The organism is Mycobacterium sp. 23, assembly GCF_048287075.1.
Taxonomy (GTDB): Bacteria; Actinomycetota; Actinomycetes; order Mycobacteriales; family Mycobacteriaceae; genus Mycobacterium; species Mycobacterium gordonae_B.
Genome location: NZ_JBLVUX010000005.1, coordinates 13,094 through 28,725 on the forward strand (window position 1 = coordinate 13,094; position 15,632 = coordinate 28,725).

Consider the following 15,632-nt stretch of genomic DNA (forward strand, 5'->3'; position numbering starts at 1 on the left):
GATCATGTCCCGTGTTCAGTTAGCGCTCAACGTCGACGATCTCGACGAGGCGATCACGTTCTACACCAAACTGTTTGGCATTTCCCCGGCCAAGGTGAAGCCCGGCTACGCCAACTTCGCGGTGACCGAGCCGGCACTGAAGCTGGTGCTGCTGGAAAACCCCGGCAAGGGCGGCACCATCAACCACCTCGGTGTCGAGGTCGAGTCCAGCGAGAAGGTGCACGCCGAGATCGCCCGACTGACCGGCGAAGGCCTGTTCACCGACGAGGAGATCGGCACCACCTGTTGTTTTGCCACCCAGGACAAGGTCTGGGTCACCGGCCCGGCCGGCGAGAAATGGGAGGTCTACACCGTGCTGGCCGACTCCGAGACGTTCGGCACCAGTCCCCAGCTGCTCGCCGGCGGCGAGGCTGACCAGGGTGGTGGCGTCTGCTGTGGCGGCACCGCTGCCGCAGAGGCCGAGCCTGAAACGGCCAAGACCACGTCCTGCTGCTGACCCAACTCGCGGCACCAAGGGCCCACCATCGCCATGATGGTGGGCCCTCCGCGATCGACCACCCGACTTGACGATGGATTCGATGAGTATCAATATTGATGTATGTCGAAATCACCGGTCCAGGTCGACGACGAGACGTGCTGCCCACCCGGGGCCCTGCTGCGCGAACCCCTCACAGCAGCTGAGGCCATCGATATGGTGGTCAAGCTCAAAGCCCTGGCCGATCCGGTGCGGCTGCAGCTGTTTTCGGCGATCGCCAGCCACGCCGGCGGCGAGGCCTGCGTCTGTGACATCTCGGTCGGGGTGGAGGTCTCCCAGCCCACGGTGAGCCATCACCTCAAAGTCCTGCGCGACGCCGGCCTGCTGACATCGGAGCGTCGAGCGTCGTGGGTGTACTACGCGGTCGTGCCCGACGCGCTGGCCAGCCTGACCGTCCTGCTCGGCACCTCGGCTGGGGTGCCGGCATGACCGACACCGCCACGACGTCGACACCGGTCGGCAAGCTCTCCACCCTGGATCGGTTCCTGCCGGTCTGGATCGGCGCGGCGATGGTCGCCGGGCTGCTGCTGGGGCGCTGGATCCCCGGCCTGAACAGCGCGCTGGACAAGGTTCAGATCGACGGCATTTCACTGCCGATCGCGCTCGGGTTGTTGATCATGATGTATCCGGTGCTGGCTAAAGTCCGCTACGACCGCCTCGACACCGTCACCGGCGACCGCAAACTGCTGCTCTCCTCACTGGTGTTGAACTGGGTGCTCGGCCCGGCGCTGATGTTCGCCCTGGCCTGGCTGCTGCTACCGGATCTGCCCGAATACCGCACCGGCCTGATCATCGTCGGCCTGGCCCGCTGCATCGCCATGGTCATCATCTGGAACGACCTGGCCTGCGGCGACCGTGAAGCCGCCGCCGTCCTGGTCGCCTTGAACTCGATCTTCCAGGTCATCATGTTCGCCGTGCTGGGCTGGTTCTACCTCACGGTGCTGCCCGGCTGGCTCGGCCTGCAACAAACCACCATCGACACCTCACCCTGGCAGATCGCCAAATCCGTGCTCATCTTCCTCGGCATCCCACTGGCCGCCGGCTACCTCTCGCGGCGCCTCGGAGAAAAGACGAAGGGCCGCCAGTGGTATGAGTCGAAGTTCCTGCCGCGGATCGGGCCGTGGGCGCTCTACGGGCTGCTGTTCACCATCGTGATTCTCTTTGCCCTGCAAGGCGATCAGATCACCCACCAACCGTGGGACGTAGCCCGCATCGCCCTCCCATTGTTGGCCTACTTCGCGATCATGTGGGGCGGGGGCTACCTGCTCGGCACGCTGCTGGATCTCGGCTACGAGCGCACAACAACGCTGGCATTCACCGCCGCCGGCAACAACTTCGAACTCGCCATCGCGGTGGCGATAGCCACCTACGGGGCCACCTCCGGCCAAGCCCTGGCCGGGGTGGTCGGCCCACTCATCGAGGTTCCGGTACTGGTCGCCCTGGTCTATGTCTCGCTAGCCCTGCGGAAACGGTTCCACCATCACACCTCCCAACACGTGCCCACCACCGGCTCGACGAGAACGGAATGATCGACCATGACCGACAGCCCCGTGACCCATCAGCTACGCGGTGACCTTTCCATCGACCAACAACTCGCGCTGAAAACTGCCGCCACCCGGCTGGAATCTGAGTTCGCCGACACGTTCGGCACCGAAACCATCGAACGGTATCTCGGCTCCTCGTATGACCAATTCGCCAGCCGCGCCACCATTGCCAACTTCCTGCCCCTGCTGGCCGAACGATTCGCCCGCCAACGCCTGCACGCCCTCGCACGGGTCGAAGGCAAGATCAGCGACGGCAAACCCACCGTGCTGTTCCTCTGCACCCACAACGCCGGCCGCTCCCAAATGGCACTCGGGTTCTTCACCCACTACGCCGGCGACAACGCGCTCGCCTGGTCGGGCGGATCCGAACCCGGCAGCGAGATCAACCCCGCCGCCATCGAAGCCATGCGTGAAGTCGGCATCGACATCACCAGCGAATACCCCAAACCCTGGACCGACGAAATCGTGCAAGCCGCCGACGTCGTCATCACCATGGGCTGCGGCGACGCCTGCCCGATCTTCCCCGGAAAACGCTACGAAAACTGGGAACTGCCCGACCCGGCCCGCCAAGGCCTCGACGCTGTCCGCCCGATCCGCGACCAGATCGACCAACGCATCCACCAGCTGCTGGCCCAACTCAACGTGCCCGTCACCAACTAGCCGACGAAAACCCCAAGGGACACAACCATTATGGCTGACATATCTGTGTTGTTCGTCTGCGTAAGTAACGCCGGAAAATCCGTCATGGCCGCCGGACTCATGCGCCACCTCTCCGCACCCAACATCCACATCGCCTCGGCCGGCACGCACGCCAAGACCGCGGTCAACGCTCTCTCAGCGCAGGTGCTGGCCGAAGTTGGCGTCGACATCACCTACCATCAGCCCACCCAACTGACCGACCAGATGATCGACGATGCCGACCTGGTTATCATCGTCGGCAGCCAAGCCCACCTCGCCGACCACCCCGGCACCCGCATTCAACGCTGGGATACCGACGAACCCTCCCTACGCGGTATCGACGGCATCCAGCGCATGCGAATCATCCGCGACGACATCAACACCCGCGTCCAGGCCCTCGCCGACGAGCTCAGCAGTCAATCGTCCTGACCGAGAAGCAACGACAACTCCCACCGCACCAAATCAATCGCGGCAACAACGCTCGTGTCGTCCGGATCCAACCCATCATTCACAAAGGCTTCGCGCTCCTCAGCATCCATACCCCGTTTAGACGCCCAGCCGGCCGATCCGGTTCCCGCCACGAACCCACAACACGTCGGTGACACCACTACAGATAACACTGTCCCCAACAAAGGAAACCGACCCCCAAACGCACGCGGGTAACAGTCCTACACACCCCCAAAGCGATTACAGATAATACCGGCGCCCCGTTTTTCACTGTCGGCCCCACGATGCGCTTGGTGTCAGGCTTGGCCTCACCGCTCGCCCCACCCGCCCCGTGCATGCCCCCCGGCGGCATCATCGGCATCGCGCCCATCGCTCCGCGCTGAGCTGGCGCCGGCTCAGGTGCGGCAGCAGGCGCCGATGTCACACCCTGCGACGAAGCCGGCACGGTGCCGGCCGAGGGCGTCGGCGGGGGGCCCAGCATCGCCGTTGGCGTCGTCCCTTCGACGCCTCCGCCGCCACTGCCGCTACCGCCGCCGGCTCCTGAGAAGTCGCCACCCGCACCGCCCAATCCGCCTTCGGCGCCGCCGAGCTCCTCGGGCGCCTCTTCAGCCGCGCCGGCGCCGTGCTGCATCATGCCCATCCCCGCCTGCATGGCCTGCTGACCGGCCTGGGCGAGCTGTTGGGGGATCTGACTCAGTGGTTGGAGCACACCCCCGAGCACACCGGCGATACCCCCGGCGATACCGGAGGCCATCTGCGGCATCTGCTGCAGCATCTGGCTCATCTCACCGGAGCCGCCGACTCCGGCCAGTTGCGCGGCGGCCTGCTCCTCATTAGCCGGGAACTTGGTCAGCGCATCGGAGGTCTTGGCTTCGCGCTCGTTGTGCCCGGACAGGGCCTCGCCGTAGTCGTCGGCGTCGCCAGCATTGGCCGCTGCACCGAGGGCACGCAGCAGTTGGCTGATGCTCGACGCCCCGGAGGCCAACTGATCGGGGGTGATCATCGGCGGCGGCGGAATTCCCAACAGCTGCGACAGCTGGCCCAGGATGATTCGCAGCTGGTCGTCGTCTCCGCTCATCGCGTCCTTCCGAGTGCCTGACCTGCGTCAGGGCGGCGGTCAGCCAGTGGCGCGTTCGGCACGTGGGGATGCTATCGCCCTTCGCGGGTTTTGGTTACTCACTCTTCGCGAGGTGCAGCGGCCTAGCGGCCCGGTGGACTCGAATCCTTCGCGAACTGGTTGTAACGGTTCATCATGTCTTGGTCGGGTATGAACGGCCGTCCTGGAGCATCGCCGAAACTCTGCGCGAAGAGCTCGGTCAAAGCCTCGTTGAGAACGTGGTCGTAGTGGGCCGACGTCAGATTCGGGATGCTGCCGGCCAATTCGTCCGGCGTGCCGATCCGGCCACCTATCAGGAAACTGGGCTCGATGGCGACCCGCTGCCCGGAAGCGATGACGGCATTCAACAGTTCGCGATCGGCCGAGCCGATGGACATGTACGGCATGGAGTAGTCGCTCGGGGACGACGCGGTGGGGGCCGGTCCGAGGAAGTCACTTTCGGCAATGATGGCGGCGACCCCGAGCCCCGTGCCGATGACGGGACCGCCCTCGGGTACCAGGCCCACTGCGCCGGTAATCGCCCGCGCGGCGGCTTCATACGCGGTCTTGCGCTGGTCGTAGGAAGCCTGCTGGGCCGCGTCTTGGCTCACGGCATGGTTGTCCACCTCGGCACGGGTTGCGCTGTCGATGCCGAAGTTGACCAACCCGCGCAACGTCATGGCGTTGTGCAGGTTTTCGTTGTAACTGTTGAGATCGTTTGCGTGACTTGTTAATTCCCGAGCATAGGCCGCCTCGGCGAGCAGCGCCTGGCGGTCGGCGGCACCGTTGAAGTAGTCCGAGGCCACCTTGTCCGTACTCAGAACCGAAAAGACACGCTTGGCGAAAGGCATCTTTCCGCTTTCCACTTCATTCGGAGAGTCGTGAAAGTTGCCGAAGTCCGGCGAACCGCCCGGCACACCTGCGATATTGCTCATATAGGGCGTGAGCCCGTGTGCCATGCCCCGCACCAGGTGCGGGTTCACCTCACCCATCGAATGTCCACCGGGAAGGCGCATCAGGTCGGCACCGTGCTCACCTAGATACAAGCCGTAGCACCTGGCCGTTTCGGCGGCGAGTTTCGCCTCGGGTCCCCGTGCAGCGCCCTCAACCCACTCGAAGAGTGCGGCGGCGCTCTTCCCCCCGTCCGACCAGAAGTGTCGAGACATGTTGTCCAGGAATGCGTTTCCTTCCGAGCTGGTTACCATGCCGTGGACTACGGGGTGATCCGCCGATACCGCCGTAAAGAGATCTGCCACAACCGAACCCATGATTCGGTCAGTCTGTTCGTGACCGTCGGTGCCGGCGAGGTCAAGTTGCCACGGCAGTAGGTTCATGACCTCGCCCGCATGGCGAATCATTCGCCGGTCTAGGTCTGTATTCGTCTGGAACACCGGATTGCCTGCTTTCATGATGTTCGCAATCAGGCCGAGCTGCGGAAGGTAGGCCGGCCACGCCCAATTCAGGCCCTGCACATACTCCGGCAACTGCGCCTCACCGCCCCTTGCCATCTCGTGTCCTTGCATCGCACCGGGCTTGAGGTCGGTCCGGGGGAAGGCAAGAGCGGGGTTGCTCATCAGCTGCCACGAATTGGCGATCATCTCCCGCTGGTCACCGAGACGTTGCTCAGCAGTCCACAGCGCGTTGATCGACATCCCGTGCTGTTGCGCCTGCAACTGGCTCAGCACCGATGCCTGCTCCGGCGTCAGTGGCTTTTGGCCCGATCGCTGCTCGGCAGTAATCGAATTCAGGACGGCGTTCACCCGCGATGCCGCCGACTGGTCGCCGGCAAGTGCCGCGTGAACGTCTCGTTCGGCTTGCGTCGGTGATTGCGGCGACCTGGCTTCGGTGCCGTCCAGCGCCTCGACCGCCCCGTCGTAACCACCCCGCACACGCATCCGAGTCTTCAACCGGTTCAACAGGTCCGAATACATCTCCCGGATGTGCTCGATCTGGCGCAGGGCCGCCGCAGTTTCGTCAATAGCCTGCCGCTCGAGTTCACCGACGATGTCACCAAGGGCCATCTCGTGCGACATGGGGAGGTGGTGGGAGTCCAACAGCTGATGAGCTTCGCCAATCTCGCGATCCACGGCCTCCAACTGACCCTCCAGCACCCGGATCAATCCGGCCGACGCGCGCTGTGCCTCCGCCAGAATCGCCGCCACGCGCTCCAAATCGATTGCTATCTCCGGCAATTGCGCAGCCTGCACGCCCAGCGAACCCGTCGCGCGTTGAACTTCGGCCGCATCGTTGATCGGGTGATCGCCGTTCTCGCGGTTCCACGCTGCCTCGAAGCGACGCCGTGCTTCACTGAACGCCGACTCGGCTTCGCCCGTCAGCCGCCCGGCATCATGGAAAGCTTGGGCCAGAGCCGAAATTTGTGCCGGGCGACCGCGATGAAGGCTACTGCTGACTGCCCATGGGTCGCCGCCTACCTCGGCGACCAGATGCGCCACGCTCAGGTAGCGGAGTCGCACCGCACCGCCCGCACGGTCCCCGCGTTGTTGTCGTCCATGTCGGCGAAACCCGCGGCAGCCACTGCGGCACAACTGCCGGTGTTGTCCAGTATCTGACTGTGCTGCAACAGGAGTTGCGCGTGGCGAACCTGGACCGAACCAGTCGCCTCGTGGAAAGACTCGGCGGCGGCGAAGTCGCCGAACATCGCGGCTGGCAACTCTGCCCGCGAAAGATGTCCTGCTGCTCGATGCACGTGGTCACCTGCCTGCCGAGATTGATCACCTCCCGAGCGCAGCAGACCAGCGTCGACGAACATCAGCACTCCCTCCTGGTCGTTGGATCGTGGTGAGGCTAAACCGGCCCGAAGTGGCCGGCAATTCACCGCGAGTTGTCGCGCAAAGGCGGGCAAACGTGGTGCCGCCGGCTCCAGGGGCTGCTGATGCCTAAGTGGCTCATGGTGCTCGACAAACCAAAGAGACAAATGTTAACGAAGTGATTTCAACACACCCACAGTTCGACAACATTTCTCGTACCAACGACCCAGCCGTGTCAATCTTTCGCGCATGTCAAGCGCCCCATGCGCCCGGTGGCTGCAGTCCGCCGTCGTGATCTGCGCAGTCATGCTGGCCCTCGCGTCGGCGCCACCGGTCACCGCCGACGTCAACGACGTCCCGACACCCCCTTCACCGACGGCACCCTGTAATGCCATCACCCCCTTCGCTTTTCCCTGCGTCGGAACGGGAAAGTTCGCCGACGCGGTGGCCGCGGAATGTCGTCGTGTCGGGGTCAACGACAACCTCTGCCTGGTTCCGCTCGCCTCGAAGGTGACCCAGGCGGCAACAGTTGCCTACCTGCAGTCGTGGGTACATCGAACGGCGCAGTTCCAATACGCTCTGGGCAACCCGGTTCCCTTCAAGGACGCCCAGTGGATTGGCACCCACAACTCGTTCAACAGTCTCGTCAGCCAGTTCACCCCGTCCCACGCCGACTCCAACCAGCAGCTGTCAATGCCACAGCAGTTCGAGATCGACGCGCGCAGCATCGAATTGGACCTGCACTACATCCCGCAGATCGATCAACTCGGCAACCGTGCCGTCACGGTGTGCCACGGACGCGGGCCCGATCAAGCGAACCTGGGTTGCACGACCGAACCGGTACTCACCAAAGTGCTTCCGGCGATTACTGATTGGCTCAACGCCAATCCGGACGAGGTGGTCCTGATCCTGATCGAGGACCAGTTGAAAGATGCCAAGGCTTACGCTTCGGCACTGGACTCTCTGGAGCGACAGTTGCGCCGCCCCAACGGCACCAGCCTCATCTACCATCCCGCGCCGGGCGACATCACCGCGAACGGTTGTGCCGACTTCCCGCGGACCATCTCGCGTGACGACGTGCGCACTGCGGGGGCTCAGGTCGTACTCGTCGGAGATTGTGTGCCGAATTGGGGTACCACGGTCTACAACTGGGACGGCCAGGAAGTGCAGAGCGGCTCGACCTTCGACTACCAGCCCTATCCGAAATGCGACGCCACGTACGGCCCCGCCATCTACGCCTCGAAAATCGTTCGCTACTACGAAGACTCCACCTTCATCTCGGCCCTCATCAACCCGAGCCGACCGCCCACCAACCCGGCGGCCCTGACCCCTCCGAAAGCGCAGTCAATGACGAACTGCGGCGTCAACCTGTTCGGCTTCGACCAACTGCTGCCCGAAGACGGGCGCATCCAGGGCACGCTGTGGAGTTGGGCGCCGGACGAACCCCGCGTGAGCGTCGGCACCTGCACCCTGCAAAGCACCGACAGCCGTTGGGTGGCTGCACCGTGCGCGGCCACGCATCCCGCGGCCTGCCAGAACGCCTCCGGCACCTGGTTTGTGACGGCTCCGGTGACCTTCGCCAATGCCCCGGCGGCCTGCGCGGCGGCAGGCTTCACGTTCCAACTGCCCCGAACCGGGGTGCAGAATTCCCGTCTGCATTCCGTAGCCGGACCGGCTGGCGGGGCATGGGTGAACTACACCATTACGTGAGACGGCAGACCGCGCTAGCCCCGGTCCAGCAGATCCGACGAGCCCAGCACCCGCTCGATCTGCACCTCGATCACCACCCGCCGGGGATTGGCCCGCGGCGTCCGATAGCGCTGGGCATAACGAAGCTCGGCGTCGCGGACCGCGTCGAGTTCCTTGTTCACCAAGGCCCGGCCCTCCAGGGAGAGCCACCGCGCCCCGTCCACCTGGCTGAGCACCGCCACTCCGGCGCGCTCGGCATTGAGTGCCTTCTGAGATCCACCGGTGGTGATCACCCGGGCGATGTGAGTCTTGGGGTCGAAGGTGAATCCCACCGCCACCACGTGCGGAGAATTATCGGTGCGCAGCGTGGTCAACATGGCCAGATGGCGTTCGGAGAGGAACGCCAGCGCATCGTCGGTGAGACGGGTCGTGGTCTTGGCCATCGCCCTTCACGCTAGCGCAGGCAATAATCACAGCCGTGGACGACACCCGCGTTGGTCCGCTGGTAATTTTCGGCGGTCGCAGCGAGATCGGCATTGAACTCGCGCGACGCCTGGCGCCGGCAGCGACCGTGGTGCTGGCGGCGCGCAACGCCGACCGGCTCGAGCATCAGAAATCCACGCTGCTCGCCGCCGGCGCCAGCGCCGTGCACACTCAGGAATTCGACGCCGACGACGTGGCCTCGCACGGCCCGCTGGTGAAGGCACTGATCGCCGAACACGGCCCCATCGGCACCGCGGTCCTGGCTTTCGGAATCCTCGGTGACCAGGGCCGCGCCGAACACGATGCCGCGCACGCCGTCGCCATCGTGCATACCGACTACGTCGCCCAGGTCAGCCTGCTCACCCATCTCGCGTCAGCCATGCGCACCGCTCAACAGGGATCGCTGGTGGTGTTCTCCTCGGTGGCCGGGGTGCGCGTGCGTCGCGCCAATTACGTCTACGGCTCGGCGAAGGCCGGCCTGGACGGCTTCGCCAACGGACTGGCCGACGCGCTGCACGGCAGCGGGGTCCAGTTGTTGATCGCCCGGCCCGGGTTCGTCATCGGCCGGATGACCGACGGCATGACGCCCGCGCCCTTGTCCAGCACTCCCGAACAGGTCGCTGCCGCGACAGCCCGAGCGTTGGCCAAGGGCAGGCGCACCGTCTGGATTCCGTGGGCGCTGCGACCGATGTTCTTCGCGCTGCGACTGTTACCGCAGCCGGTATGGCGCAGGATGCCGCGATGATCATCGTCGTCGGCATCGGCGCCGATGGAACCGCCGGCCTGTCCGCGGCCTCCAGATCCGAATTGCAACGGGCCGCAACCATTTACGGATCCAAGCGGCAGCTCGAACTGATCGGCGACACCATCGCGGCGCCGCGCCGGGAGTGGCCGTCCCCGATGCTGCCCGCGTTGCAAGCCCTGCCGGCCGACGGGCCGGACATCCACGTCGTCGCCAGCGGTGACCCGCTGCTGCACGGCATCGGCGGCACGCTGATCCGTCTCTTCGGTGCGGAAAAGGTGCGGGTCATGCCGCACGTATCGTCGGTCACCCTGGCGTGTGCGCGGATGGGCTGGAACGTCCAGGACACCGAGGTGATCAGTCTGGTCACGGCCGAACCACACACCGCGATCCGGCGCGGCGGCCAGGCGATCGTGTTGTCGCGCAACCACATCACACCAAAGACCCTGGCCGCGGCGCTGGACGCCTACGGTCGTGGCGACTCCGAATTCACGGTCCTGGAACTGCTCGGCGGGCCCGACGAACGCCGCCGCGACGGCACCGCCCGCACGTGGGCGCACGACGCCGGCCAGGACGTCGACGATCTCAACGTGATCGCGATCCGTTACCTGCCCGACAGTCGCAGGGCATCGCTGCCTGACGACGCCTTCATGCACGACGGACAGATCTCCAAGCACGCAATCCGGGCGGCGACACTGGCGGCCCTGGACCCGCGGCCGGGCGGGCGGTTGTGGGATGTCGGCGCCGGCTCGGGCAGCATCGCCGTCGAGTGGTGCCGCAGCGCGCCGGGTTGCACCGCGGTGGCGTTCGAACTCGACGAACGACGCCGGCTCAACATCGGATTCAACGCCGCGGCCAACGGTGTGAGCGTCGAGCTGCGCGGGGCGGCGCCCGACGAGTTCGCCGGGGCGCCGCACCCGTCGGCGATCTTCCTCGGCGGCGGTCTGACCCGCCCGGGCCTGCTCGACGCCTGTCTGGAACACCTGGCCGCGGGCGGGCACCTGGTGGCCAACGCCGTCACCGTGGAGTCTGAAGCCATTCTGGCGCAACAATATTCGAGACTTGGCGGTGAGCTCCGGCGGTTCCAGCATTACCAGGGCGAACCGCTGGGAGGTTTCACCGGCTGGCGGCCCCAGTATCCCGTCACGCAATGGTCGGTGACCAAGCAGTGACGGTCTACTTCATCGGCGCCGGGCCCGGCGCCGCGGATCTGATCACCGTGCGCGGCCAGCGGCTCCTGCAACGCTGCCCGGTGTGCCTGTATGCCGGCTCCATCATGCCCACCGACCTTCTCGCGCAATGCCCGCCCGACGCCAAGATCGTCGATACCGGCCCGCTGACGCTGGATCAGATCATCGCCGAGCTTGCCGAGGCCGACGCCGCCGGCCACGACGTCGCGCGGTTGCACTCCGGTGACCCGTCGCTCTACAGCGCGCTCGCCGAGCAGTGCCGGCGACTCGACACCATCGGCGTTGGTTACGAAATCGTGCCGGGCGTACCGGCTTTCGCCGCCGCGGCGGCCGCGCTGAAGCGGGAACTGACCGTCCCCGGAGTCGCGCAGACCGTCACTTTGACCCGAGTCTCGACCCTGTCGACCGCCATGCCGCCCGGCGAAGACCTCACGGCCCTCGCCCGATCCGGTGCCACGCTGGTTCTGCATCTGGCCGCAGCGCAAATCGACAGCATCGTCCCGCAGCTCCTCGCCGGTGGCTATAGCGCTCAAACCCCCACGGCTGTAGTCGCTTTCGCTAGCTGGCCCAAGCAGATTGTGTTGCGTGGCACGTTGGCCGACATCGCCGGGCAGATGCATCAGGCCAACGTCACCAAGACCGCCGTCATCGTGGTCGGCGACGTGCTGGGGGCCGAAGGTTTTACCGACAGTTATCTGTATTCGGTAGCGCGGCGTGACAAAGGGCCACACTGATGCGGGTTTTGCTGCTCGGCGGTACCGCCGAGGGGCGCGCATTGGCGAAAGCCCTGCACCCAGATGTCGATATCGTCAGCTCGCTGGCCGGCCGGGTTCCCGACCCAGCGCTGCCGGTGGGCCCGGTGCGTATCGGCGGCTTCGGCGGTGTCGAGGGACTGCGCCAGTGGCTGCGCGACGAACGCATCGACGCCGTCGTCGACGCCACCCATCCGTTCGCGGCCACCATGACCGCGCACGCCGCGCGGGCGTGCGCCGAGTTGCGGGTTCCGCACCTGGTGCTGGCCCGCCCGCCCTGGGATCCGGGTTCGGCCACCGTCGTCGCGTCAGACACCGCAGCAGCGAAAGAAGTTGCCGCGCGACGCTATTCGAGAGTCTTTCTGACGACCGGACGATCCGGCGCCGCCGCTTTCGCCGACAGCGACGCCTGGTTCCTGATCCGCGCCGTCACCGCCCCGGATGACACCGCGATGCCGCGACACCACCGGCTGCTGCTCTCGCGCGGCCCGTACCGGTACGACGACGAAGTGAAGATTCTCGCCCAACACCGCATCGACGCGCTGGTGACGAAAAACAGCGGTGGCGAGATGACCCGCGGCAAGGTGGATGCCGCCGCGGCACTAAGGATTCCGGTGGTGATGGTGGAGCGACCGCCGTTACCCGAGGGAGTCAGGACGGTCGGCAGCGTCGCGGCAGCCGCGCGCTGGGTAATGGAGGTATGTACACCGTGAGCTCGCCCCGACTCCGCCGACGCGAATTGTTGACGGCGGCCGCCGTGCTGCCGCTGGCGGCGTGTGCCAACGGTGCCCGTCGCACGCAGCCGACTGCCACCTCGAGCCCAGCGCCGGACCTGTCCAATCGGTTCGCCGAAATCGAGCGACGCTACCGGGGCAGGGTGGGGGTCTACGTGCCCGCCAGCGGCACGGCCGCGGCGATTGCCTACCGCGCCGACGAACGGTTCGCGATCTGCTCCACGTTCAAAGCGCCTCTGGTGGCGGCGGTGTTGCACCAGTATCCGCTCGCCTACCTCGACCAGCGCGTGACTTTCAGCAAGGCCGACATCACCTCGCCGTCGCCGATCGCCGAGCAGCACGTCGACACCGGAATGACCGTCGGCGAGTTGTGCGATGCCGCCATCCGCTACAGCGACAACACCGCCGCTAACCTGTTGCTCAACCGGATAGGCGGACCCGCCGGCTTGACCGCCTACCTGCGCAGCCTGGGGGACAGCACGAGTCGACTGGACCAGGCGGAGCCGGAGCTCAACGGCAACCCGCCAAACGACGAGCGGGACACCACGACGCCGCGCGCGATCGCCGGTGTCTTCCAGCAGCTGGTGCTGGGCGACGCACTGCCGCAGGACAAGCGGACGCTGCTCATCGACTGGATGGCCCGCAACACCACCGGCGGAAAGCGGATCCGTGCCGCGTTTGCGGCCGACTGGAAGGTGATCGACAAGACCGGGTCGGGCGACTACGGGCGAGCCAACGATGTCGCTGTCGTATGGTCGCCGGCCGGCGTCCCCCACGTCATCGCGATCTACACCGATATGGCCGCCGGCGGATACGACGCTCAGCCCGACGAGGCATTCGTCGCCGACGCCGCGCGCATCGTGGCCTCCGCTGTCAGCGGCTAGCCCGGATAGGTTCGGGGCGTGAACACTCGGTCGCCGGAATCTGTTGTATGCCACTGTGTTTGGGACGAACCGATGATCAGCAGGCAGCGCATGTCGACGTCGGCGGGGTTCAGGTCCGCCAGCCGCACCACGCGTACCTGTTCGTCCGGACCGGACACGTTGCGGCCGACCACCACCGGCGTGCCCGGTTCGCGATGGGCCAGCAGGAGGTCCCGCATGGCGCCGACCTGCCAGGTCCGCGACTTCGACGCCGGGTTGTAGATCGCCAGCACCAGGTCGGCGGCCGCCGCGGCAGCCACGCGTGCGGCGATGACGTCCCACGGCTTGAGCCGGTCCGACAGTGAGATCACGGCATAGTCATGGCCCAGGGGCGCGCCCACCCGGCTGGCCACCGCCTGGGCGGCGGTCATCGCGGGGATCACCCGGACCTGCACGTCCGGCCACTGCTTGGCCTCCTCGAGAACCGCGGTGGCCATCGCGAACACACCCGGGTCACCCGATGACACCACTGCCACGGCATGCCCCTGCTCGGCGAGCGAGCAGGCCAACCGGGCGCGGGCCGGTTCGTCGGTGTTGTCGCTGGCGTGGCGCCGCTGTCCTTCGCGCGGGGGAACCCGGTTGAGATATCCGGCGTAGCCGATCAGGTCGGTGGCGCCGGCCAACTCGCGCCGGCTCTGCGGTGTCATCCAGTCGGTGCCACCAGGCCCCAGTCCCACCACGGCGACGGAGCCGGTCGCACTACGGCGGCGCCTGCCGCCCGGGAGCATGGCCAGTGAAAAGTACGGCACACCGGTCTCGTCGACGTCAGCGGCGGGCAGCACCCGCTGGCCCGTGGTGCTCGCCCGCTCCACGTAGAACGTGTCGTCGAGCTGTCCGGAAGCCGAAAGCGCCTCGCGCACATTGCGATAGGAGCGACCGAGTTTGAGTATCACCGCCGCGTCGGCATCGGCGAGCCGGCGGGTCAACTCCGCTACCGGCAGCGTGCCCGGCAACACCGAGAGCACCTCGTCGCCGGCCACCAGGGGAGTGGCGACTGCGGCCGACGCGGCGCTCACCGACGTGACGCCCGGCACGATCACCGCATTGAACCGCTCCGTCAGACGGGTGTGCAGATGCATGTAGGAGCTGTAGAACAGCGGGTCGCCTTCGGCCAGCAGTGCCACGTTGCGCCCGGCGGTCAGGTGTGCGGCGATCCGTTCGGTGGCCGCGACGTAGAAGTCCTCCAGCGCGCCCGCATAGCCCCCGGGATGGTCGGTCGTCTCGGTGGTCACCGGATACACCAGGTGCTCTTCGATCTGACCGGGCCGCAGGTACGGTTCGGCGATGCCGCGCGCGATGCTGCGACCGTGCCGGGCGCTGTGATAGGCCACCACGTCTGCCTCGCCGATGAGCCGCGCCGCCTTGACCGTCACCAGCTCTGGATCGCCGGGACCCAGCCCCACCCCCCATAGCGTGCCCGTCATTCGCGCTCGTTTGCTATCGCGTTGACGGCCGCGGCGGCCATGGCACTGCCGCCGCGGCGGCCCAGCACCAGCAGATAGGACATGCCGCGCGGGCGCTCGATGAGCTCCTGCTTGGACTGGGCGGAGCCGACGAAACCGACGGGCCCACCCAATATCGCCGCGGGCGGGGCAACCCCTTCGTCGACCAACTCCAGCAGGCGGAACAGCGCGGTCGGGGCGTTGCCGATCGCGACCACGGCGCCGTCCAACTCATCGGCCCACAGGTCGACGGCGGCAGCCGAGCGGGTGGTTCCCTGCTCGGCGGCCAACGTGGCCGCACGTGGATCGGCGACCAACGACACCACCTCGTTGCCCACCGGCAGCCGCGCCTTGGTGATCCCGGCAGCCACCATCGACGAGTCACACAGCACCGGCGCGCCGCCGCACAACGCGGCCCGGGCCCGGCCGACCACATCGTCGGTGTAGGCGACGTGCTCAGCGACGTCGACCTGGCCGCAGGTGTGGATCAGGCGAACCACCACGCGTTCGACGTCGGCGGGAAATCGGGTGAGGTCGGCTTCGGCGCGGATGGTCGCGAACGACTGCCGGTAGATCTCCGCGGCGTCGCGGATGTAGTCGAGCACTCGC

The 15,632-nt window shown here is 66.4% G+C and carries 16 protein-coding genes and 1 pseudogene; 11 read left to right on the plus strand and 6 right to left on the minus strand.

Translation table 11 applies throughout. The annotated features are described in order from the left end of the window. Positions 1-4: 4 nt before the first annotated feature. From ACNQS7_RS01435 to ACNQS7_RS01455, 5 genes and pseudogenes are all read left to right on the plus strand, one after another. The gene (locus ACNQS7_RS01435; protein WP_120795208.1) at positions 5-496 is read left to right on the plus strand and encodes an ArsI/CadI family heavy metal resistance metalloenzyme; all 492 of its coding nucleotides are present in this window, start codon (positions 5-7) and stop codon (positions 494-496) included. Positions 497-598: 102 nt separating this feature from the next. Further along, positions 599-964 (plus strand): ArsR/SmtB family transcription factor, encoded by a 366-nt coding sequence (locus tag ACNQS7_RS01440; RefSeq protein ID WP_120795209.1) that lies wholly within the window; start codon positions 599-601, stop codon positions 962-964. Further along, a pseudogene (arsB, locus tag ACNQS7_RS01445) lies at positions 961-2,031 on the plus strand (ACR3 family arsenite efflux transporter); the annotation flags it as partial. The gene ACNQS7_RS01440 and the pseudogene arsB, both read left to right, overlap by 4 nt. Positions 2,032-2,070: 39 nt before the next feature. After that, a complete protein-coding gene (locus ACNQS7_RS01450) occupies positions 2,071-2,739 on the plus strand; it encodes an arsenate reductase ArsC (protein WP_133449264.1) in 669 nt (222 codons plus the stop codon). A 30-nt stretch (positions 2,740-2,769) separates the two neighbouring features. Further along, positions 2,770-3,186: a low molecular weight phosphatase family protein gene (locus ACNQS7_RS01455; protein WP_120795212.1), complete on the plus strand. Its 417-nt coding sequence runs from the start codon at positions 2,770-2,772 to the stop codon at positions 3,184-3,186. 178 nt (positions 3,187-3,364) lie between these two features. On the opposite strand, the gene ACNQS7_RS01460 is transcribed toward ACNQS7_RS01455, so the two are convergent. The 3 genes from ACNQS7_RS01460 to ACNQS7_RS01470 all read right to left on the minus strand — a co-directional run bounded on the left by ACNQS7_RS01460 (position 3,365) and on the right by ACNQS7_RS01470 (position 7,070). Next, positions 3,365-4,282, minus strand: a complete 918-nt coding sequence (locus tag ACNQS7_RS01460) for a hypothetical protein (RefSeq protein ID WP_418011128.1) — start codon at positions 4,280-4,282, stop codon at positions 3,365-3,367. 122 nt (positions 4,283-4,404) lie between these two features. Then, on the minus strand, positions 4,405-6,753 hold the full coding sequence (locus ACNQS7_RS01465) for a hypothetical protein (protein ID WP_418011129.1): 2,349 nt from the start codon (positions 6,751-6,753) through the stop codon (positions 4,405-4,407). 2 nt (positions 6,754-6,755) lie between these two features. Further along, the gene (locus ACNQS7_RS01470) at positions 6,756-7,070 is read right to left on the minus strand and encodes a DUF2563 family protein (protein WP_418011130.1); all 315 of its coding nucleotides are present in this window, start codon (positions 7,068-7,070) and stop codon (positions 6,756-6,758) included. A 247-nt stretch (positions 7,071-7,317) separates the two neighbouring features. Between ACNQS7_RS01470 and ACNQS7_RS01475 the strand changes: the two genes are divergently transcribed. Next, on the plus strand, positions 7,318-8,778 hold the full coding sequence (locus tag ACNQS7_RS01475; RefSeq protein ID WP_418011131.1) for a hypothetical protein: 1,461 nt from the start codon (positions 7,318-7,320) through the stop codon (positions 8,776-8,778). A gap of 14 nt (positions 8,779-8,792) precedes the next feature. On the opposite strand, the gene ACNQS7_RS01480 is transcribed toward ACNQS7_RS01475, so the two are convergent. After that, the gene (locus tag ACNQS7_RS01480; RefSeq protein WP_055579687.1) at positions 8,793-9,200 is read right to left on the minus strand and encodes a F420-dependent biliverdin reductase; all 408 of its coding nucleotides are present in this window, start codon (positions 9,198-9,200) and stop codon (positions 8,793-8,795) included. 35 nt (positions 9,201-9,235) lie between these two features. On the opposite strand from ACNQS7_RS01480, the gene ACNQS7_RS01485 reads away from it, so the two are divergent. Genes ACNQS7_RS01485 through bla form a run of 5 tightly spaced genes read left to right on the plus strand, consistent with a single transcriptional unit; the run spans position 9,236 to position 13,542 of the window. Continuing rightward, positions 9,236-9,985, plus strand: coding sequence for an SDR family NAD(P)-dependent oxidoreductase (locus ACNQS7_RS01485; RefSeq protein WP_418011132.1), 750 nt, complete (start codon positions 9,236-9,238; stop codon positions 9,983-9,985). Beyond that, positions 9,982-11,154 carry a precorrin-6y C5,15-methyltransferase (decarboxylating) subunit CbiE gene (gene cbiE, locus ACNQS7_RS01490; protein ID WP_418015841.1) on the plus strand — a complete coding sequence of 391 codons (1,173 nt, stop codon included), beginning with the start codon at positions 9,982-9,984 and terminating at the stop codon, positions 11,152-11,154. Before ACNQS7_RS01485 ends, cbiE begins: the two co-directional genes overlap by 4 nt. Next, positions 11,151-11,906, plus strand: coding sequence for a precorrin-4 C(11)-methyltransferase (cobM, locus tag ACNQS7_RS01495; protein WP_418011133.1), 756 nt, complete (start codon positions 11,151-11,153; stop codon positions 11,904-11,906). The genes cbiE and cobM overlap by 4 nt, the downstream gene beginning before the upstream one ends. Next, entirely contained in the window at positions 11,903-12,637 is a 735-nt protein-coding gene (locus ACNQS7_RS01500; RefSeq protein WP_418015842.1) for a cobalt-precorrin-6A reductase, read from the plus strand. Before cobM ends, ACNQS7_RS01500 begins: the two co-directional genes overlap by 4 nt. After that, a complete protein-coding gene (gene bla, locus ACNQS7_RS01505; protein ID WP_418011134.1) occupies positions 12,634-13,542 on the plus strand; it encodes a class A beta-lactamase in 909 nt (302 codons plus the stop codon). The genes ACNQS7_RS01500 and bla overlap by 4 nt, the downstream gene beginning before the upstream one ends. On the opposite strand, the gene ACNQS7_RS01510 is transcribed toward bla, so the two are convergent. Beyond that, positions 13,539-15,005 carry a precorrin-2 C(20)-methyltransferase gene (locus tag ACNQS7_RS01510; RefSeq protein WP_418011135.1) on the minus strand — a complete coding sequence of 489 codons (1,467 nt, stop codon included), beginning with the start codon at positions 15,003-15,005 and terminating at the stop codon, positions 13,539-13,541. The two genes, bla and ACNQS7_RS01510, sit on opposite strands and share 4 nt — an antisense overlap. Then, on the minus strand, positions 15,002-15,628 hold the full coding sequence (locus tag ACNQS7_RS01515) for a precorrin-8X methylmutase (protein ID WP_418011136.1): 627 nt from the start codon (positions 15,626-15,628) through the stop codon (positions 15,002-15,004). Before ACNQS7_RS01515 ends, ACNQS7_RS01510 begins: the two co-directional genes overlap by 4 nt. Between the last annotated feature and the right edge of the window lie 4 nt (positions 15,629-15,632).